This window comes from Alkalibacter rhizosphaerae (assembly GCF_017352215.1).
Classification (GTDB): Bacteria; Bacillota; Clostridia; order Eubacteriales; family Alkalibacteraceae; genus Alkalibacter; species Alkalibacter rhizosphaerae.
In genome coordinates, this window is record NZ_CP071444.1 from 1,742,178 (window position 1) to 1,762,189 (window position 20,012).

Consider the following 20,012-nt stretch of genomic DNA (forward strand, 5'->3'; position numbering starts at 1 on the left):
TAATGTGTCTTGGCTATAATGGAAAGGAGACACATTATATGAACAAACGAAGTGAATTTTCCGGTCGGCTGGGCTTTATTCTGGCTGCTGCCGGTTCGGCTGTGGGGTTGGGAAACATTTGGCGTTTTCCCTACTTGGCGGCAAAGTATGGTGGAGGACTTTTTGTCCTGATCTACATCTTTTTTATCGTCACATTTGGATATGCCATCATGTCCAGTGAGATCGCACTGGGTCGAATGACCCGACTGAGTCCAGTGGGGGCTTACCAGAAGATCGACAAGCGATTTGGATTTGTCGGGGTTATCGCCGTTTTGGTGGCAGCCTTGATCGTTCCGTATTACAGTGTAATCGGAGGTTGGATTTTCAAATATCTGGTCACTTACGCATCGGGCGGATATTTGGAAGCGGCGTCCGATTCCTTTTTTGTGGATTTCATCACCGCACCGGCAGAACCGGTGCTTTGGCAGATCGCCTTCGTGTTGATTTCCGCATTTGTGGTATTCAAGGGGGTCAAAAACGGGATCGAGAAGATCAATCGGGTCCTGATGCCTGCCTTGATCGTCATATCCTTGGCCATTGCCTTTTATGGTCTTACCCTTCCTGGAGCAATGGATGGATTGGCCTATTACCTGATCCCCGACTTCAGCCGATTTTCTGTAGAAGGAGTGTTGGCGGCTCTGGGTCAAATGTTTTACTCCCTGTCTTTGGCCATGGGGATCATGATCACCTACGGCTCCTACCTGAGCAAGGAAGACAACATCGACAGATCCGTTCGTCATATCGAGATTTTTGATTCCGGGGTGGCCATGCTGGCGGGATTCATGATCATTCCTGCAGTTTTCGCCTTTTCCGGAGGGAGCCGGGAGGCCCTTGGCGCCGGACCGGGGTTGATGTTCATCACCTTGCCAAAGGTGTTTGCCGCCATGGATTTTTCTTCCCTGGTGGGGTTGGGATTTTTCCTCATGGTTCTATTTGCAGCGGTGACTTCCGCCATTTCCTTGCTGGAGGTGGTGGTTTCCACCCTGTGCGATCGATTCGGCATCAGCAGGACCAAATCTGTTTTGTGGACCACGGTTTTTGTTATTATTATGGGGATGCCCTCTTCCTTGGGCAACGGAATATGGTCCCACATCACCATTTTGGATCTGCCCATCCTGGATTTCTTTGATTTTGTCACCAACGCCGTGTTGATGCCACTGGGTGCACTGTTTATGAGCATCATGCTGGGTCATTTCGTTCCGGAGGAAGAAATGGAGAAAGAGATGGGTTTGGTGAAAAAGGGGAAAAAGATTTTTTACCGGATCATGATCAAGTATGTGGCACCGATCTTCATTGTGGTGATCCTCCTCAGCTCCGTATTGAGTACCTTCGGCATCATTACATTGTAAGAAAAATGCATAATCAGTAAAAATATTCAAAATATTTTCGGATAATTCTTGCTCTTGCTTATTGGATGTATTAACATGTTTGTAAAAGATGCTATAAATTCAAATTGATTTGGGTGTGTGAATGGTGAGCAAAGACAACAACATCGAGGGTTTTCGACCACAAGATTTCAAAGATGGATTCCGCGTATTGACCAACCTACTGGACCGATCCAAGGTAGGTTTCGTTTTGATGGGGGAAGATTTCAACGTCCTGGATGCCAACGAGTCTTTTGCCGACATGCTTGGATATGAGTTGGAAGAAGTGAAAAAACTCCACCTTTGGGATTGGAATCCGGAATTCGATGCCGAAGAAATGGAGAGCCTTCGCGAAAACAAGACTTGGTTCAACGCGATCCTGGAACAAAAGAACCGGCGGAAAGACGGCAAGTTGCTGGATGTCATGGTGTCTGTGGACGCCAAGATGATCGGCGGGGAGGTCCTGTCCTTTTGCATCATGGTGGACCAGACGGAAAGAAAACGGTTGGAACGGGCCTTGGAACGCAAGGAAGCGAGGCTGAACAGCTTTGTGGAGAATTCCAAGGACATCCTCTTCGGGCTGGATTCCCAAGGGATCATCTCTTATTTTTCGCCTAATGTAAAAAAACTCTACCGAATGGATCCCCGGATGTTTTTGGGGAAAAACTATGTGGATTTCATCCTTCCCGAGTATCGGGACGACATTCGAAGCAAAGTGGCTGCCATTATTGACGGAGAAGTGGAACACGCCTCCGCAGAATACCAGATCTACGGAATGGATGGAAACACCCACTGGGTGGCCACCAGTTTCAGCCTGTCTATGAACGACGACGATCGTTTGGAAGTGATCGGCATCTCCCGCCATATCGACGAACAAAAGGCATACGAGGAGCGGTTGACGTATTTGAGCTTCCACGATGCGCTGACGGGACTATACAACCGGGCTTACTATGAAGACGCCATCGCCCGATTGGAAAAGGGAAGAAGTGCCTATCCCATCACCGTCTTCTCCATGGATATTGATGGATTGAAAGCAGTCAACGACACCATAGGCCATCATGAAGGGGACAAGCTGATCATTCGATGTGCCGATTTTCTGCGATCCATATTTCGAACGGAAGACCTGATCGCCCGACTCGGAGGGGATGAGTTTGTGGTTCTGCTGCCGAGAACCGGGGAAGAATTTGTTCTGGAAGTGGAAAAGCGTCTTTTAAGAGAACTGGAGATATTCAACAAAGGAGAAAAAGTTCCCCTGTCCTTGTCCTACGGCTTTGCCACCTCCTACAATATGGACGATCCCATCCATCAAACCTACATCAAGACGGATGACCTGCTGCTGGATGCCAAACGAAAAAGAATCAACGACATGTAGCCTCCCAAGTGGAGGCTTTTTTCATGTTCCGTTGATTTTGGATGTTCATTTGCAAGGAGTTGGTGTATAATCGTATGGTTGATTAGTCAAACATAAGGAACGAAGGACGGATGTCATAATGAAAAGAGAAACCATTTGGACGAAAAATTATATGCTGCTTTTTGGCGTCAACATGTTGATGTCGCTGGGTGTGCAATTCTTGCTTCCCACCCTGCCCCTCTATGCGACCCAGGCTCTGGGAGGACAGCAATCTCAAATAGGCTATTTGATGGGGGCCTATTCCCTGGCGGCACTGGTGATCCGGCCTTTTGCCGGATATGCCTATGACGTCTTTGATCGCAAAAAAGTCTATTTGTTCTCCTTGACGTTTTTTGCACTGATCACCTATGGATATCCCATGCTGTCCAGCTTCTTTTTTCTGGTGCTTTTTCGTTTTCTTCACGGCATCAGCTTCGGCAGCACTTCCAGCGGCGGAGGGACCATCGTTGGAGACATCGTTCCCGAATCCCGAAGGGGGGAAGGCGTTGGGCTCATGGGCATGGCCAACACCCTGTCCATGGCCCTGGGGCCGGCTGTAGGACTGATGATCATGGGGCGAAACAATTTCACCGCCTTGTTTTATTCTTCTGCATTGCTCATAACAACGGCGCTGGTTCTGGCCTTTTTCTTGAAACTGCCCAAAGTGAAGCGCGTAAAAAGAACGCTCTCCGTGGATGCGTTCATTGAAAAAAGGGTCTTTCCCATTGCAGGGATCCTCCTGTTTTCCGCAATAGCCAACGGGGGCATTCTTTCCTTTATCGTTATTTTCGCCGGGGACATCGGCGTTTCCAACGGAGGCGTCTACTTTATGGCCAACTCCGTCGGCGTCGTTTTGACCCGGTTGTTCTCCGGAAGGATCATGGACCGGAAAGGGCCCTGGATCCCCTTGTTGATGGGATATCTCTCCCTCATTTCCGGATACCTGCTGCTGTCTGCAGCAGAAGGGTTGCTGCTTTTCGTCTTGTCCGGATTCATCGTCGGCCTTGGAAACGGCATGGTGATCCCCACGCTACAAACCATGACCATCAACTCGGTGGAAGCCAGTGCCAGGGGCGTCGCCACATCCACCTATTTTTCCGCCATGGACATCGGAATCGGCGGCGGATCCATCATGGTGGGCTGGCTGGTGGGGATCTTCTCTCTGCGGACCGTTTTTGTGATCAACGGGATCCTCTGCACTTTGTCCTTGATTTTAGCCAGGCTCTTCGTCATCCCAACCTACGAAAGAAAATATCGTGCAGTCATGGAGCTCAAGCACAAGGTGGTCAAAAAACATACCGAGAACCGTTCCTGATCAAAGGACCACCCGGCCGATGGCCGTTGCAGAGATGACGGTGCTTAAAAACATGCCTACGGGCATTTGTTTTGCCAGGGCTTCGTTGTAATCCCTTTTGGTGCTCACGGAGATGTCTCCGGAAGCGCCTCTTTTTTTGGCTTCCTCCAGGGCTGCTTTTCTGGCTTCCTCTGTAGCAATCTCCAGTGCTTCATCGTAATCGTGGGTATAGGTGTTTTCTTCTTTTCCGAAGACGATATAACCGCCTTCCGGGTCCGGCTTCACGGTGATCTCTACCGTGGCGGACACGTTTCCTACAATGGCACCTACGGCGTTGGCCACGCCGGCATTTTCGGGAATGACGGCTTTGGTTCCCAAAGCGGCGGCAACATCCGGCAAGAACAGGTGGATAGGGGCGCCCACCCCTACCAGGGAAGCAGGCATTTTAAAGGATAGCTGCAGAAAATCCCTTTTGTCCGGCGTTTTCCAATGCTTCCAGCTGTCGTGGATCAACCGTTCCATGTGAAAGTCCAATCCTTCCCGTTTGTAATCGGGGTATTTGTCTTCCAGCATCATGCGGATGATGTTGAAGTAAAGCCGTTCTTTCACCAGATCGTAGACGGTTTCCGCCAGATCTGCCGGAACCTGTTCCAAACGGTTGGAGAGGTACTCCAGTGCCAATTGGGAAGCCTCCCCGTCGAAAAGGTCAAAGTCGCCTTTCACGTGCATCATGTCCGTTGGCGTCAATCCGCATCGCATGATGATCCCTTCCCGCTCCAATCGGTTGATGCGGCTGGAAAAGAATTTTTTGCCCAGTACATCCGCCGCTTCCGAGTAGATCAGGGGGCCCTTTTCTTTCAAGGCGGTGCAGATCCGTTGCTCGTCGGCATCATAGCGGTGGTTGCTTTCGATGTCTTTTACCAGGAAGAAAAATTCGTGCTGGGGTTCGTGGGTGATCCTTGGCGTGCGGGCCAACCGTTTCAGTTTTCCCTTCATCTCCGGATTTCTGGCGGCTGCAATGCATAAGGGGATGACCCGTTCCGTTCCCAGGGAAAGTGAGCCGGTGTTTTCGATGAGAACACGGCTGTCTCCACCCAGTCCGAAAGTATCGATGTAGACCGCCTTGACGAACGTCTGCCATTTGCCGACTTTTACTCCGTCGTGAGCCTTCACCGGTACGGCGTCTTTTACGATGGCGATGTCGGTGGTGGTTCCACCCATGTCTACGATGAGGCAATCCTCTTCGCCGGTCAGCTCAATGCCACCCATGACGCTGGCGGCGGGACCGCACAGGAGGGTCTCCACCGGGCGGATAGTGGTAAATGTTTCGCTCATCAAACTGCCATCGCTACGGACGATGACCACAGGGGCGTGGATGCCCCGCTGTCGAAGAGAACTTTTGATGGCATCGAGGAATTCTTTGATGACAGGGATCAACCGGGCGTTGAGCAAGGTGCTGGCCCCCCGTTTGATGTAGTTCAGATCGGAAAACAACTCGTAGCCGCATATGGTATTTAGTCCGTACACGGAGGTGATCAATTCTTTGGCCTTTTGTTCCGTAGAGGAGTTTCGAACTCCCAGCTGCTGGACGACGGCAACGGCGTCTGCGTCGGAGATCCATTTCTTGCTGTCTTCCACAAAGGCTTCCCAGTCCGGTTCCTTGGTCACCTCTCCCCGATAATCCACTTCTCCGTCGAGAAAGAAGATCTCGCTGTTGTCCGGCAAGCCGTAGCTTTGGCCGGTTCGCAGGATCACGTCTTCGTCTCCACCGATAAACACCAATTTTCCCCGTCCGCCCTTTTCTTCCACGCAGGCGTTGGTGGCCAACGTGGTGGACAGGGAAACGATTTCAGCCTGTCGCATCAAATCGTCGGGAAGCTTGTCCAAGGCACCTCCGATGCCTACAGCCAAATCGTCTTTTGTCGTCAATGATTTGGCGGAATGAAGGATGGTCTTGCTTTCAAAATCGTACAGCACTGCATCCGTATAAGTGCCGCCGGTGTCGATTCCTATACCCAGTCTCATGTTGTGATTCGCCTCTTTTCTTCATGTTTGATTCCCAGTCGTTCCATATGAAAAGATTATATCATAGAAGCTTCGTGAATTTTTTGTTTTTGAAAAGGCTTCATGATTAGTACTTCAGAATTGTGGTATCATTATTTAGACGAGGGGAGCGGGATTATGGACTACAGCGCTGAAAACGTAAAAAGGATCGCAGCATACATAAAAAGTGGTGAAAAAAAGCCGGGACAATGTTCCATCGGCATGGAATTCGAACACATATTGGTCTACAGGGATACGCTCAAAAGCGTGACCTACGACGATGCAAAGGGCATGGAATCGATTTTTTTGGGGTTGGAGAAAAAAGGATGGGACCTGACCAGGGAAAACAATCGGATCTTGGGAGCCGTCCGGGATGGGGATGCCATCACCCTGGAACCGGGAGGTCAGGTAGAGGTCAGTGTAAAACACACCCTGGACCTGGGAGAGACAGAACGACGATACCTTCTTTTTTTGGAGGACATCAAACCCATACTGGACAACAACGGACAAGGGTTGATCGCACTGGGGTATCATCCGGCCAGCGTCATCGAAGAGATCCCATTCATTCCGAAACGCAGGTATGTTTTCATGTCGAAGTACCTGGGAGAAAAAGACACCCATGGCCATCATATGATGAAGGGCAGCGCGTCGGCCCAGGTTGTCATCGATTATGCCAATGAAGAGGACTTCATCAAAAAATTCCGGGTGGCCAACAGTCTGACGGTGGTGTTGTCTTACTTGTTCGACAACACTCCTGTTTTTGAAGGAAAACCTTGGGAACACCATATGGCCCGCACCAACATATGGAACCATGTGGACAAGGATCGAAGCGGTGTCATGAAAGGATCGTTGGACCAGATCTTCGGATACGACGAATATGCCGCTTACGTTTGGAACAAACCAGTGGTCATCGGCCTTCTGGATGGCGCATATGAATTTGCAGGGGAACAGACTACGGCAGAAGTATATCGGGACCGATTGATGAGCGAGGTGGAGATCGAACACGTTCTTTCCATGTTTTTTCCCGACGTGCGGGCGAAAAGATACATTGAAATTCGAATGTGCGACAGTGTGCCACACCCGTGGAACGTGTCCCTGGCCGCATTGGTCAAGGGGATCTTCTACGACCCGGACAATCTGGAGTTTTTTTATCAGACATCCAAAGAGGTCACGGAAGCAATGGTTCAAGACTGGAAAGATGCCATGATCAGCGGCGACGATCGTCTTGAAGAAGTGAAGGCCCAGGGAGAACTCCTGTTGAACAAGGCCATGGAAGGACTGGATGCGGAGGGTCAAAGGTTTCTTGAGCCCCTTCTGGAATTGTTTCACGCCCAGGGAAATATGGCCACTTTGTTGAAAAAATCCATAGAAAAAGGCGACCCGGATCCCTTTGGAAGGGTGTTTGCCACTTGAACAAAATGAACTTCGCTGCGGCGGAGTTTTTTTATGCAATGGAATTTGCTAAAAAGGATTGATATGGCGGGGCAAAAGAAATATAATGTAAATGTCGAATATTCATGCTTGAAAATTCAAAAATGTACGTCCGTATAAGTTTGGCGATAAGGGCCGAGCGTTTCTACTGGATCGCCGAAAACGATCCTGCTACGGGATGGTTGAAACGTCAACAAGGGATGGTTTTTTGTCTTTTGAGCAAAAAACGATTAGGGGGAAGGAAATGAAGAAAATCGCAGCAATTTTATTGGTTTTGGCCATGGTACTGAGTATGGCGATCGGTTGTTCTTCCGATAACGGAGACAATGGAGACAACGGAGATAATGGAGACAACGGCGCAGCAGAACCGGTCGTCGTCGGATTTATCTATGTTGGACCCACCAACGACGGCGGATACACCACCGCTCATGACAACGGACGTTTGTTCATGGTCGATGAACTTGGCGACAAGGTCACCACCATTTACAAGGAGAACGTACCGGAAGACAAGGGAGAAGTGGTCAAGGTCATTCGAGAAATGGTGGACCAGGGAGCTTCCGTCATCTTTGCAACCAGCTTCGGCCATATGGATGGACTTATTGAAGCTGCAGGAGAATTTCCGGAAGTGACATTCGCTCATTGTTCCGGATACCAGACGGCAGACAACGCCACCAACTATTTCGGAAGAATGTATCAAGCCAGATACCTTTCCGGGATCGTCGCCGGCATGAAGACGGAAAGCAACAAGATCGCTTATGTGGCAGCATTCCCGATCCCGGAAGTAATTCGTGGGATCAATGCATTCACTTTGGGCGTACGATCCGTCAATCCCGACGCGGAAGTCCATGTTCGATGGACCAACACCTGGTATGATCCGGCCAGCGAAAAAGCGGCAGCAGAAGCATTGTTGGATGAAGGCTGTGACGTAACAGCCCAGCATCAGGACTCTACCGCAACCATGGTAGCGGCAGAAGAAGCAGGTGCATTTTCCATCGGTTACAATGTCAGCTCCAAAGACGCTGTTCCGAAAGCCTATATGACAGCACCACTGTGGAACTGGGGCGAGTACTATCTGCGTGCAGTCCAGGACGTATTGGATGGAACCTGGACGAATACTCCTTACTGGGGCGGCATGGACGAAGGCATCATTCTTATGGATGAGTTGACGGATCTGGCACCGGAAGGCGCAGCAGCAGCCATCGCCGAAAAAGAAACATTGATCAAATCCGGCGAATGGGACGTATTTGACGGACCGATCTTGAACCAAGACGGGGAAGAAGTAGTCAAAGATGGAGAAAGCCTCAGCGACGGCGATAAACTTTCCATGAACTGGTTCGTAGATGGAGTCGTTGGAACCATTCCGGCTGGAAACTAAGACTGGAATCAGAACGTAGAGGAAATAAGCAAGGGACAAGGTCAACCTTGTCCCTTTCATTGATAAAGGTGATCTTATGGAAAATACATTGGTGCACATGGAATCCATCTCCAAGGTATTCGGCAGTGTCCAGGCCCTGGAGAAGGCACATCTGACGTTGAAAAAAGGGGAAGTCCATTCCCTGTTGGGAGAAAACGGCGCGGGAAAAAGCACGTTGATGAATATATTGGCCGGACTATATACCCCCGATGAAGGGACTATTTCCGTAAGGAACCGGATCGCGGACATATCCTCTCCCAAGGCTGCCATCGACTTGGGCATCGGCATGATCCACCAGCATTTTAAACTGGTGGACGTATTGACGGCGAAAGAAAATATTGTGGCAGGATACGACCGGGATATTTTTTTGAAGGAGGCCCATCTGACAAAAAAAATCAGGGAAGTCTCCATAAAGTACGGATTGGAGATCGATCCGGACAAGAAGATCTACGACATGTCCGTTGCGGAAAAGCAGCGAGTGGAAATTCTAAAAGTTCTTTATCGTGGAGCGGAGATCCTTATTTTGGATGAACCAACGGCGGTTCTGACGCCTCAGGAAACAGAGAAGCTGTTCCAGATCATACGTAATATGACCCAGTTGGGATGTGCCGTGGTCATCATCACCCACAAACTCAATGAAGTCATGGAGATCAGTGATGTGGTCACTGTTTTACGAAAGGGCAAATACATAGCGACCGTGGAAAAAAGCAAGACCAACACCATGGAGCTGACCAAGATGATGGTCGGCAAAGCAATAGATCTGTCCATCCATCGACCACCGGTGGGGGAAAGAAAAACCGTGCTGGAAGTCAAGGGCATTTCCGCATTGAAAAGCGACAAGACCAAAGCGCTGGATAGCATCACTTTCAATTTGTTCAGCGGAGAGATCCTGGGGATCGCCGGGATTGCCGGCAGCGGGCAAAAAGAATTGTGCGAAGCATTGGCCGGATTGTATCCCTTGACGGATGGAGATGTGTTGTTTCACGGAGAAAGCATCATCGGGAAAAACCCCAGGGACATCATCAAGATGGGCATCAGCATGAGCTTTGTACCGGAAGACCGGTTGGGGATGGGCCTGGTGGCCTCCATGAATATCGTGGACAACATCCTGCTCAAGGAATATCAAAAACAGGCAGGCCTGATCATAACGAGAAAACCTTCCAGAGAAAAGGCGACCCGCATTGTGGACAAGCTGAATATTTCCACACCCAGCACAGACGCACATCCGGTGCGGCTGCTCTCCGGCGGGAATATCCAAAAGGTGTTGCTGGGACGGGAGATCGAATCCAATCCCCACGTGATCATCACCGCCTATCCGACAAGGGGTCTGGACATCGGGTCTTCCTATCTGATCTATGACCTGCTGAACCAGCAAAAGCAACAGGACGTGGCCTTGCTGTATGTGGGAGAAGATCTGGATGTACTCATGGAGCTGTGCGACCGGATCCTGGTGTTGTATAATGGGACCATAACGGGGATCGTGGACGCTGAAAGGACCAATCGGGAGCAGATCGGACTAATGATGTCCGGTGTTCCCCAAGAGGAGGTGCTTTCTTGAGAATCGCAAAAAGAAAAGAATTGGACGGACGACAGATTTTTCTGGTTCGGATCGCAGCTGTGACGGGAGCACTGATTTTTGGTGGGATCTTTCTTTTGCTGCTGGGAGAAAATCCGCTGGACATCTACATATCCATGGTCAAAGGAGGCCTTGGAACTTTTTTCCGATTCCGGGAAACGGTCAATTTGGCCATACCTTTGCTGATCACTTCCCTGGGAGTCATGATCGCTTTTAAAATGAGGTTTTGGAACATCGGTGCGGAAGGGCAGATCTTTATGGGAGCCTTTGCCGCCACCTACTTTGCACTTAATTTTGATTATTTGCCAAAACCCCTTTTGCTGTTGATCATGGCAGGAGCGGCCATGGTCATGGGAGGGGTCTGGTTGATCATCCCGGCCTGGTTCAAGGCCAGGTTTGGAACCAATGAGACCTTGTTTACCTTGATGCTCAACTACATCGCCCTTCGATGGGTCACCTACCTGCAGTACAGCTTGTGGAAAGACCCTTCGGGAATGGGCTTTCCCAAGATCGCCAGTTTTGGACCCAATGCCACCTTGCCCCAGGTCTTCGGCATCCATATCGGCTGGATCCTGGCTTTGCTGCTGATCTATTTGATCTACATCTACTTGAATCATACAAAAACCGGCTATGAAATTGCCGTCATCGGAGAAAGCGAAGATACGGCAAGATATGCCGGGATCGACATCAAGCGGGTCGTATTGAAAACCATGTTTTTAAGCGGCGCTGTCTGCGGACTGGTGGGCATGATCCAAGCAGCAGGGATCAGCGGGACCCTTTCCGTGGACCTGACGGGTGGCGTAGGATTTACTGCCATCATCACCGCCTGGTTGTCCGGGCTCAACCCTATCATGGTGGGTGTGGTATCTTTTCTTTTTGCCATGCTTCGCCAGGGAGGGTCCTTCATCCAAACGGCATATCAGATCCCTGCTTCTGCGGCAGAGATCCTCCAGGCCTTGATCTTGTTTTTCGTATTGGCCAGTGAGTTCTTCGTTCGCTACAAATTCATGAGGACCGGGAAAAAACAGACAGGAGGTGCCCAATGAACGTTATTTCATTTTTGAGCGCCATGGTGCAGGCAGGTACGCCCTTGCTGTTCGCTACTCTTGGAGAAATATTCACCCAGAAGGTGGGTCATTTGAACTTGGGGTTGGAAGGGATGATGCTCATGGGAGCCGTTACCGGTTTTGCCATCGGGTATAATACGGGAAGCCCCGTGCTTGCGGTCCTGGCTGCCATGCTTGCAGGAATGATCGGTGCCCTGATCTATGCTGTCATCACAGTAACACTGAAAGGGAATCATGAAGTGACGGGGCTGACCCTGACCATTTTCGGCGTGGGCTTTGCCAGCTTTGTGGGCAATTCCCTGGTAGGCTACAAGTTGCCGGATTCCGTCAGTCAGGTCTTTGCAGAAAAACCGATCCCATTGTTGGCGGACATACCGGCCATAGGAGAGATCTTTTTCAGCCAGAGCGTGTTGGTCTATGTTTCCTATGTTTTGGTCGTGGTTTTGGGCATTCTGCTGTACAAGACAAAATACGGATTGAATCTTCGCATGGTGGGTGAAAATCCAGGGGCGGCGGATGCCAGCGGCATCAACGTCACCCGGTACAAGTATTTTTACATCCTCATGGGAGGCGCTTTATCCGGCTTGGGCGGAGCATTTCTGTCTCTGGCATACATTCCGGTATGGCAGGAAAACATCACCGCCGGCAAGGGTTGGATCGCCGTGGCCTTGGTCATTTTTGCCACATGGAATCCTTATCGTGCCGTTCTGGGAGCCTACTTCTTCGGAGGTCTTGACATCATTGGATTTCGGCTTCAGAAGTTTGCATTGCCCGTGCCCATCTACATCATCAACATGTTGCCTTATGTGGCCACGGTGATCGTATTGATCTTGATGTCCATCAAGAAAAGCAAGGAAAACAAGTCGCCGGCTTCCGTTGGAAAGCCGTACTTTCGGGAGGAAAGATAGCAATAGGGTTTCTGGAGGAAACCCTATTGTGTTATAATTGATAAAAACTAGGCAGGGAGGCGTTTTTATGGGAAACATTATGGTGGATATCCATCGGGATTATAAATATGCCATAGAAGTGGAGAACGGATTGCTGGACGATCTGGACCGGTACCGGAATTTGTTTTTTCGGTACGAAAAAGCCGTTCTGATCACCGATGAAAACGTGGCTCCCCACTATTTGAGACAAGTGGAAAAGCAGATCGACAAGGCCGGTTGCAAGACCCATGCCATCATCCTTCCGGCTGGAGAGGGGACAAAATCTCTGGAGAAAGCGGAAGAGATCTATCATCATTTCTCCGAGTACAATCTTTCCAGGGGAGACCTGGTGGTGGCTTTGGGTGGTGGAGTCGTAGGAGATCTGACCGGTTTTTGCGCATCCACCTATCTTCGGGGAGTGGATTTCATTCAGATCCCCACCACACTATTGGCCCAGGTGGACAGCAGTGTGGGAGGAAAAGTCGGCGTCAACCTGAGCAAGGGAAAGAATCTGGTAGGCAGTTTCTACCAGCCAAAGGCGGTCATTGTAGATCCCTTGACCCTGAAGACACTGAACAAGCGGGTGTTCTGCGACGGCATGGCGGAAGTCATCAAGTACGGTTGCATTCAGGACAAGGGCCTATTCGATCGTTTGATGATGGGATCCGTCCAGGCACCGCCGGAAGAGATCGATGAGATCATCGAATCTTGTTGCACCATCAAACGAAATGTCATCCAGGAGGATGAACGGGAAACCGGATTGCGACGGATCCTTAATTTTGGTCATACCCTGGGGCATGTACTGGAGACGTATTTCAACTACCAAAAATACTCCCATGGAGAAGCCGTAGCCATCGGGATGTATCATATCACCACCAAGAGCGAAAGCAGAGGCATCACAAAAGAGGGAACGTCAGAGAAATTGAAAGAACTGTTGTTGGCGTACGATCTGCCTGTCACCATGCCTTATCTGGAGCAGGAACGGGTGGAGGAGATCCTGTTTCGCGACAAAAAATTCAGCGGAAACAAGATCACACTGATTCTTCTCAAGGACATCGGGGAAGCGGTCATGGTCAGCATGGATAAAAACCAACTGGTGGAATTTATCGTTTAGAGGAGGGCACCGTAATGAAGAGAGTGGAGATCACACCAACGACCTTAAGGGGTACCGTCAACATTCCCCCGTCAAAAAGCATGAGCCATCGGAGCATCTTTTGCGCCGCTTTGAGCGATGGGATCAGCAATATCCACAACGTGCTGATGTCGGAGGATATTCGGGCGACCTGCGAGGCCATGGAAACCATTGGTGCAAAAATCAAGTATAAACCCACCGATGAAAAAAAAGACCTGTATCATCTGAGGATCCAGGGTATTCCCAGGCCGCGGCAAAAACGGGAAAAAATCGATTGCGGAGAATCCGGATCTACCATTCGGTTCATTTTGCCCTTGTTGGCCACCATGGATGAAACCATGACAGTGACAGGGCGGGGGCGTCTGGTGAGCCGGCCTTTGGATGCCTATTATGAAATTTTCGACAAGCACAAGGTATATTATACGAATAAATACGGAGAACTCCCCTTGACGTTGAAGGGCCAGTTGTCTTCCGGCACTTATGAAGTAAAGGGAGATGTCAGCTCCCAGTTCATTACCGGCCTACTTTTTGCATTGCCTCTTTTGCCCGGGGATTCGGTCATTCGACTGACCACCCCCTTGGAGAGCAAACCCTATGTGGACATGACCATGGAGATCATGAAGCGTTTTGGCATTACTGTCGTCAACGAAAACGACGAAGCTTTTCATATCCCCGGATCCCAAAGATATCAGGCAGCCGATTACGTGGTGGAGGGAGACTACTCCCAATCTGCATTTTGGTTGAGCGCCGGCGTTTTGGGGGAGAGATCTACAGCAACGACTTGAAGCTGGATTCCCTTCAGGGAGACAAGGTCATCGTGGACATCATTCGAAAAATGGGGGGAACATCGAAAAACTCCTGTTGGGATATAAAACCACCCGATCCGACCTCCATGGGACCACTGTGGATGCTTCCCAGTGTCCGGATCTGGTGCCCATCGTCAGCGTGCTGGCTTGTCTGGGAAGCGGCATGACGGAGATCATCAATGCCAAGCGACTCCGCATCAAGGAATCGGACCGGCTGGACGCCATTACTACCGTGATGTCGGCCCTGGGGGCGGACATTGCCCAGTATACGGACGGACTGATCATCAAAGGTCGGGAAAACCTGAAAGGCGGAGTGGTGGACAGCTTCAACGACCACCGCATCGCCATGGCGGCAGCCGTCGCTTCCATTCGATGCGAAGAGAAAGTCATCGTCAACAACGCCCAGAGCGTGAACAAGTCCTATCCAAAATTTTGGGAAGACTTTGTGAGTTTGGGAGGGATCATCCATGAGTTCGACGTGGGGGAATAAAATTCGTTTCAGCATTTTTGGAGAGTCCCATGGTCCGGCCATCGGAGGAGTTCTGGATGGACTGCCCCCGGGAATGGAACTGGACATGGACTTTATTCAACAGCAGATGGATCGAAGAAAGCCGGGACAAGACCGGTTTTCCACCAAACGGAAGGAAACGGACCAGGTGGAGATCCTCAGTGGATTTTTTGAAGGGAAAACCACCGGCACGCCCCTTGCTTTCATCATTCGAAACGAAGACAACCGGTCAAGGGATTACGCGGCTTTAAAAAGCAAGATGCGGCCCGGACATGCGGACTGGACCGGCCATCTGCGATACCAAGGATACAACGACTACCGAGGCGGAGGACATTTTTCCGGACGGATCACAGCGCCTTTTGTGTTTTACGGTGCAGTGGCAAAACAATATTTGTTGGAGAACTACGGCATCCAGATCGTTTCCCGGATCGCATCCATTGGAAACGTGGAAGACGAAGTGCTGGATCATTTGTCTGCAGATCCCCTGGAGCTCTTGAAAAAACTCAAGAATCAGCCCTTTCCGGTCATGGAGGAAGCCGCAGGAACGTCCATGAAACAGGTCATCGACGACGCCAGAAACCAGCAGGATTCCGTGGGCGGAGTGGTGGAATGCATGGGTTTCCACATTCCGGCAGGTGTCGGGAGCCCTTTTTTTGACTCCCTGGAAAGCACCATATCCCATTTGATCTTTTCCGTGCCTGCAACCAAGGCAGCGCTAAAGGGTTCCCAGGCCAACGACGTTTTTTATTATGATGAAGAAGGTCGCATGCAGGCGAAAACCAACCACAACGGAGGGATCCAGGGAGGGATCTCCAACGGCTTGCCTCTGGTTTTCCGAGTGGCTTTCAAACCGACGCCATCCATTTCCAAAGAACAGGAGACGGTGGACATTGAAAATAAGGAAAATGTTGCCCTTTCCATCCAGGGCCGACACGATCCATGTATCGTTCCCAGGGCGCTGCCGGTAGTGGAAAGCTGCATGGCCATTGCCCTGCTGGAAGAATTGGTCATTTAAGGAGGTCGCCATGCGAAACTTGGAAGAAGTACGAAAGGACATCGATGCCATAAACCAGGAGATGGTCCGTCTATTTTTGAGGCGGATGGAGCTCTCGGAAGAAGTGGTTCGCTATAAAATGGAACACCAGCTGCCCATTTACGACAAGGAACGGGAACAGGCCATTGTGGAGGCCATGGTCAAGACCGGGGATCCCGGTCATTTGGAAGCATATCTTCGGGATTTTCTAAAAGCCCTCATGGAGATCAGCAAGGACTATCAGCAAGAGGTGCTGGACGGAGAAGGACCATGAAATATTATATCATCGTTGCAGTGATCCTTCTGATCGGATACTTCTGGGTCCGGCGGTTGGCCGATCTGATCTACAACAACGAGAAGTATACAAAAGGGTTGGATCGGAAATTCAACTACGACGAGGTTCTTCCGGAAAACGAAAAAAAAGAGACAGAAGAATGAAAGATTGTTCTTTTTGAATTGTGAAAATTCTGATAAAATAGTCAAAATACCTAAAAGGAGGTCCAGCATGAAGAAGTTTAAAAAGGTGTTGATCGCCAATCGCGGGGAAATCGCCATTCGGATCATACGTGCCTGCCAGGAACTTGGAATTTCCACGGTAGCCATATATGCCGAAGAGGACAAGTTGTCCCTGTTTCGCAGAAAAGCGGACGAAGCTTATTTGATTGAAGACCACCGGGGACCGGTGGATGCGTATTTGAATATAGATAAGATCATCAATCTGGCCATCAAAAAAGAGGTGGACGCCATTCATCCGGGATACGGATTCCTATCGGAAAATCCGGAATTTGCCCGTCGGGTGGAAGCGGAAGGCATCACTTTTATCGGACCGGATCATTGGATGATGCGCCAATTGGGAGACAAGATCCAATCCAAGATCCAGGCCAACAAGGTGGATGTTCCCACCATTCCCGGCGTGGAAAAGCCCATTGAAAGCGACGAAGAGGCCATGGAATTTGCACGGATCGCAGGATACCCCATCATGCTCAAGGCAGCAGCCGGTGGCGGAGGACGGGGGATGCGGATCGTCAAGGAAGAAAAAAACCTCCTTCGGGAGTTTCACTCCGCACGAAGCGAGGCATTCAAGGCGTTCGGCAGCGGAGACATCTTCATTGAAAAATATTTGGAGAATCCAAAGCACATCGAAGTCCAGGTATTGGGGGACAACTATGGAAACATTGTTCATCTCTTTGAACGGGATTGTTCCATCCAGCGACGACATCAAAAATTGATCGAGTTTACCCCATCCCAGAGCATCAACGATGTCCAGCGGCAGCACATTTGCGAAGATGCCATCAAATTGGCCAAATCCGTAAACTATCGAAATGCAGGGACCGTGGAATTTTTGGTAGACGGAAATGGAGACCATTACTTTATCGAAATGAATCCCAGGATCCAGGTGGAACACACGGTGACAGAGATCGTGACGGGCATCGACATCGTCCAGGCACAGATCTTGATCGCCCAGGGCCATGCCCTCACATCGGATGCCATCGACATTGCCGATCAGGACAGCATCACCATGCGGGGTGCGGCCATCCAGTGCCGGATCACCACGGAAGATCCCCAAAACAACTTCATGCCCGACACGGGGAAACTGGAAGTCTACCGTACCGGTTCCGGAAACGGCGTCCGACTGGATGGCGGCAACGGATTTACCGGTGCCATGATCTCCCCTTACTACGACAGCCTTTTGGTGAAGACGACGGCTTTCGGCCGTACCTTTGAAGAAGCCCGAAGAAAAGCGGTTCGGGTGGTCAAGGAACACGAGATCGAAGGAGTCAAGACCAACAAGGATTTCATCATCAATGTGTTGGAACACCCTACGTTTATTGAAGGAGTCTGCGACACCAAATTTATCGACAATCACCCGGAACTTTTCAACGTGGACGGCAACTCCTCCAGCGATGAGGTCCGCCTGCTCCGATTCATTGGAAACAAGGTGGTCAACGAGACCCTGGGCAACAAGCGTGAATTCGACAATCCGGTGATTCCCCCTTACGACGACAGCAAAAAACTCTACGGAACGAAGCAGATCCTGGACGAAAAAGGTCCTGATGGCCTGGTCCAGTGGATCAAGGATCAAAAACAGCTTCTCTTTACGGACACCACCATGCGGGATGCCCATCAGTCCTTGTTGGCGACCAGGGTGCGAAGCAGGGACATGATCAAAGTAGCCAAGTCGACGGCCCATTTGGGGTCCGACCTTTTCTCCCTGGAAATGTGGGGAGGAGCGACTTTTGATGTCAGCTATCGATATTTGAAGGAATCCCCCTGGAAGCGTCTGGAGGAGTTGCGGGAAAGGATCCCCAACATTTTGTTCCAAATGCTGTTTCGAGGATCCAATGCCGTTGGATACAAAAACTATCCGGACAACCTGATCCGAGACTTTGTGAAGGAAGCGTCTCAAAGCGGCATCGACGTCTTCCGCATCTTCGACTCCTTAAACTGGTTGGAAGCCATGAAAGTATCCGTGGATGAGGTACTCAAGCAGGGCAAAGTAGCAGAAGTGAGCATTTGCTACACGGGTGACATCCTGGATGAGTCCAGAACGAAATACAATCTGGATTACTACGTCCGAAAGGCCAAAGAAGTGGAGAACATGGGCGCCCATATCCTGGCGATCAAAGACATGGCCGCTTTGCTGAAACCGGCGGCAGCCCATAAACTGATCACTGCACTGAAACAGGAAGTAAAGATCCCCATCCATCTCCATACCCACGACACTTCCGGAAACGGAGTGGCCACCCTTTTGATGGCCACTATGGCCGGAGTGGATATCGTGGATACGGCCATAACGGGAATGAGCGGACAAACCAGCCATCCGTCCCTCAACTCCATCGTGGCGGCTGTAGAAAATACGGATCGACAGAGCACTTTGGATCTGGACAAGCTGCAGCAATTGTCCGAGTACTGGACTTCTGTACGGGACGTCTATTATGAGTTCGAATCCGGTCTCAATTCCGGAACCACGGAGATCTACAAGTACGAGATCCCGGGTGGGCAATACTCCAACTTGAAAGCCCAGGTGGAAAGCTTTGGCTTGGGGCAAAAATTCAAGGATGTCAAAGAAAAATACATTGAAGCCAACGAGTTGTTCGGCGACATCGTAAAGGTGACACCTTCCTCAAAAGTGGTTGGAGACATGGCCATCTTCATGGTGCAAAACGAACTGGACAAGGAAAACATCTATGAAAAAGGCAAGGATATGGCCTATCCGGATTCCGTACGGGACTTTTTCCGGGGAATGATCGGCCAGCCGGAAGGCGGCTTCAACGAAGACCTTTCCAAGATCGTCCTCAAGGGGGAAAAACCCATCAGCGTGCGACCGGGGACCTTGCTGGAAGATATCGACTATCAAGAAATATTTGATGAATACAAGAAAAGCTTCAACCTGGAACTGGATCAAAAAGACATGCTGGCGGCAGCCCTCTATCCAAAAGTGTTTCGGGAATATGTAGAGTATATGTGCGTCAACGACGAATACATGCGCATGGAAAGCGACGTTTTCTTCCATGGACTGAGGATCGGCGAGATCTCCCAGATCGAGTTGTCATCCGGGAAAAGCTTTATGGTGAAGTTGGTGGACATCGGCAAGATCAACGATCAGGGTCTGCGTTCCGTCGTATTCGAAGTGGACGGTTTCCGTCGCGAGATCTTTGTAGAGGATACCAAATCCTTCCTTGCCCAATCCAAGGATGTCCACAAGCAAGTGGACAAGGACGACCCGTATCAGGTGGGATCCAGCATCCCGGGTACGGTGGTCAATGTTTTGGTCCAGGAGGGGGACGACGTGAAAGTGAACCAACCCTTGATGATCATCGAAGCCATGAAAATGGAAACGGAGATCGTAAGCAGTGTGGACGGCGTCGTGGAAACCATCTACGCCCAAAAGGGACAATCCGTAAAAACAGGCGAATTGGTCATCCAGTTGGCCTAGGGAAAAGAACCGGCACACGCCGGTTCTTTCTATATCCACAGTGTGTAAAAAT

Annotated in this window: 13 protein-coding genes, 2 pseudogenes and 1 riboswitch; of the genes and pseudogenes, 14 read left to right on the forward strand and 1 reads right to left on the reverse strand. The window is 50.3% G+C overall.

Features of this window, described 5'->3' with window-relative positions; genetic code table 11:
* The first annotated feature begins 38 nt into the window (after positions 1-38).
* The 3 genes from J0B03_RS08730 to J0B03_RS08740 all read left to right on the forward strand — a co-directional run bounded on the left by J0B03_RS08730 (position 39) and on the right by J0B03_RS08740 (position 4,108).
* Positions 39-1,388 (forward strand): sodium-dependent transporter, encoded by a 1,350-nt coding sequence (locus tag J0B03_RS08730; protein WP_207299232.1) that lies wholly within the window; start codon positions 39-41, stop codon positions 1,386-1,388.
* 124 nt (positions 1,389-1,512) lie between these two features.
* On the forward strand, positions 1,513-2,775 hold the full coding sequence (locus J0B03_RS08735) for a sensor domain-containing diguanylate cyclase (protein ID WP_207299233.1): 1,263 nt from the start codon (positions 1,513-1,515) through the stop codon (positions 2,773-2,775).
* A gap of 118 nt (positions 2,776-2,893) precedes the next feature.
* Positions 2,894-4,108 (forward strand): MFS transporter, encoded by a 1,215-nt coding sequence (locus tag J0B03_RS08740; RefSeq protein ID WP_207299234.1) that lies wholly within the window; start codon positions 2,894-2,896, stop codon positions 4,106-4,108.
* Here J0B03_RS08740 and J0B03_RS08745 read toward each other — a convergent pair whose 3' ends face one another.
* Complete coding sequence (locus J0B03_RS08745) at positions 4,109-6,112, reverse strand: hydantoinase/oxoprolinase family protein (RefSeq protein ID WP_207299235.1); 2,004 nt, start codon at positions 6,110-6,112, stop codon at positions 4,109-4,111.
* A 156-nt stretch (positions 6,113-6,268) separates the two neighbouring features.
* On the opposite strand from J0B03_RS08745, the gene J0B03_RS08750 reads away from it, so the two are divergent.
* From J0B03_RS08750 to J0B03_RS08800, 11 genes and pseudogenes are all read left to right on the forward strand, one after another.
* Complete coding sequence (locus tag J0B03_RS08750; protein WP_207299236.1) at positions 6,269-7,543, forward strand: glutamate-cysteine ligase family protein; 1,275 nt, start codon at positions 6,269-6,271, stop codon at positions 7,541-7,543.
* 110 nt (positions 7,544-7,653) lie between these two features.
* Positions 7,654-7,755: riboswitch (purine riboswitch) on the forward strand.
* Positions 7,756-7,805: 50 nt separating this feature from the next.
* Complete coding sequence (locus J0B03_RS08755; protein WP_207299237.1) at positions 7,806-8,936, forward strand: BMP family ABC transporter substrate-binding protein; 1,131 nt, start codon at positions 7,806-7,808, stop codon at positions 8,934-8,936.
* Positions 8,937-9,012: 76 nt separating this feature from the next.
* On the forward strand, positions 9,013-10,533 hold the full coding sequence (locus J0B03_RS08760; protein WP_207299238.1) for an ABC transporter ATP-binding protein: 1,521 nt from the start codon (positions 9,013-9,015) through the stop codon (positions 10,531-10,533).
* Complete coding sequence (locus J0B03_RS08765) at positions 10,530-11,597, forward strand: ABC transporter permease (RefSeq protein ID WP_207299239.1); 1,068 nt, start codon at positions 10,530-10,532, stop codon at positions 11,595-11,597. The genes J0B03_RS08760 and J0B03_RS08765 overlap by 4 nt, the downstream gene beginning before the upstream one ends.
* 23 nt (positions 11,598-11,620) lie before the next feature.
* Positions 11,621-12,376: pseudogene (locus J0B03_RS08770) on the forward strand (ABC transporter permease); the annotation flags it as partial.
* Positions 12,377-12,593: 217 nt separating this feature from the next.
* Entirely contained in the window at positions 12,594-13,658 is a 1,065-nt protein-coding gene (gene aroB, locus J0B03_RS08775; protein ID WP_207299241.1) for a 3-dehydroquinate synthase, read from the forward strand.
* 14 nt (positions 13,659-13,672) lie between these two features.
* Positions 13,673-14,972 (forward strand): annotated as a pseudogene (aroA, locus tag J0B03_RS08780) (3-phosphoshikimate 1-carboxyvinyltransferase).
* A complete protein-coding gene (aroC, locus tag J0B03_RS08785; protein WP_207299242.1) occupies positions 14,950-16,005 on the forward strand; it encodes a chorismate synthase in 1,056 nt (351 codons plus the stop codon). Before aroA ends, aroC begins: the two are co-directional and overlap by 23 nt.
* Positions 16,006-16,015: 10 nt before the next feature.
* A complete protein-coding gene (locus J0B03_RS08790) occupies positions 16,016-16,297 on the forward strand; it encodes a chorismate mutase (protein WP_207299243.1) in 282 nt (93 codons plus the stop codon).
* Positions 16,294-16,461 (forward strand): hypothetical protein, encoded by a 168-nt coding sequence (locus J0B03_RS08795; RefSeq protein WP_207299244.1) that lies wholly within the window; start codon positions 16,294-16,296, stop codon positions 16,459-16,461. The genes J0B03_RS08790 and J0B03_RS08795 overlap by 4 nt, the downstream gene beginning before the upstream one ends.
* A 67-nt stretch (positions 16,462-16,528) precedes the next feature.
* Positions 16,529-19,960 (forward strand): pyruvate carboxylase, encoded by a 3,432-nt coding sequence (locus J0B03_RS08800; RefSeq protein WP_207299245.1) that lies wholly within the window; start codon positions 16,529-16,531, stop codon positions 19,958-19,960.
* Positions 19,961-20,012 lie beyond the last annotated feature (52 nt).

What these genes read in the sequence shown, in the direction of transcription:
- J0B03_RS08730 (WP_207299232.1), top strand. Translation starts at nt 39, where the DNA reads ATGAACAAACGAAGTGAATTTTCCGGTCGGCTGGGCTTTATTCTGGCT.
- J0B03_RS08755 (WP_207299237.1), top strand. Translation starts at nt 7,806, where the DNA reads ATGAAGAAAATCGCAGCAATTTTATTGGTTTTGGCCATGGTACTGAGT.
- J0B03_RS08760 (WP_207299238.1), top strand. Translation starts at nt 9,013, where the DNA reads ATGGAAAATACATTGGTGCACATGGAATCCATCTCCAAGGTATTCGGC.
- J0B03_RS08800 (WP_207299245.1), top strand. Translation starts at nt 16,529, where the DNA reads ATGAAGAAGTTTAAAAAGGTGTTGATCGCCAATCGCGGGGAAATCGCC.
- aroC (WP_207299242.1), top strand. Translation starts at nt 14,950, where the DNA reads ATGAGTTCGACGTGGGGGAATAAAATTCGTTTCAGCATTTTTGGAGAG.
- J0B03_RS08750 (WP_207299236.1), top strand. Translation starts at nt 6,269, where the DNA reads ATGGACTACAGCGCTGAAAACGTAAAAAGGATCGCAGCATACATAAAA.
- J0B03_RS08745 (WP_207299235.1), bottom strand. Translation starts at nt 6,112, where the DNA reads ATGAGACTGGGTATAGGAATCGACACCGGCGGCACTTATACGGATGCA.
- J0B03_RS08740 (WP_207299234.1), top strand. Translation starts at nt 2,894, where the DNA reads ATGAAAAGAGAAACCATTTGGACGAAAAATTATATGCTGCTTTTTGGC.
- J0B03_RS08790 (WP_207299243.1), top strand. Translation starts at nt 16,016, where the DNA reads ATGCGAAACTTGGAAGAAGTACGAAAGGACATCGATGCCATAAACCAG.
- J0B03_RS08795 (WP_207299244.1), top strand. Translation starts at nt 16,294, where the DNA reads ATGAAATATTATATCATCGTTGCAGTGATCCTTCTGATCGGATACTTC.
- aroB (WP_207299241.1), top strand. Translation starts at nt 12,594, where the DNA reads ATGGGAAACATTATGGTGGATATCCATCGGGATTATAAATATGCCATA.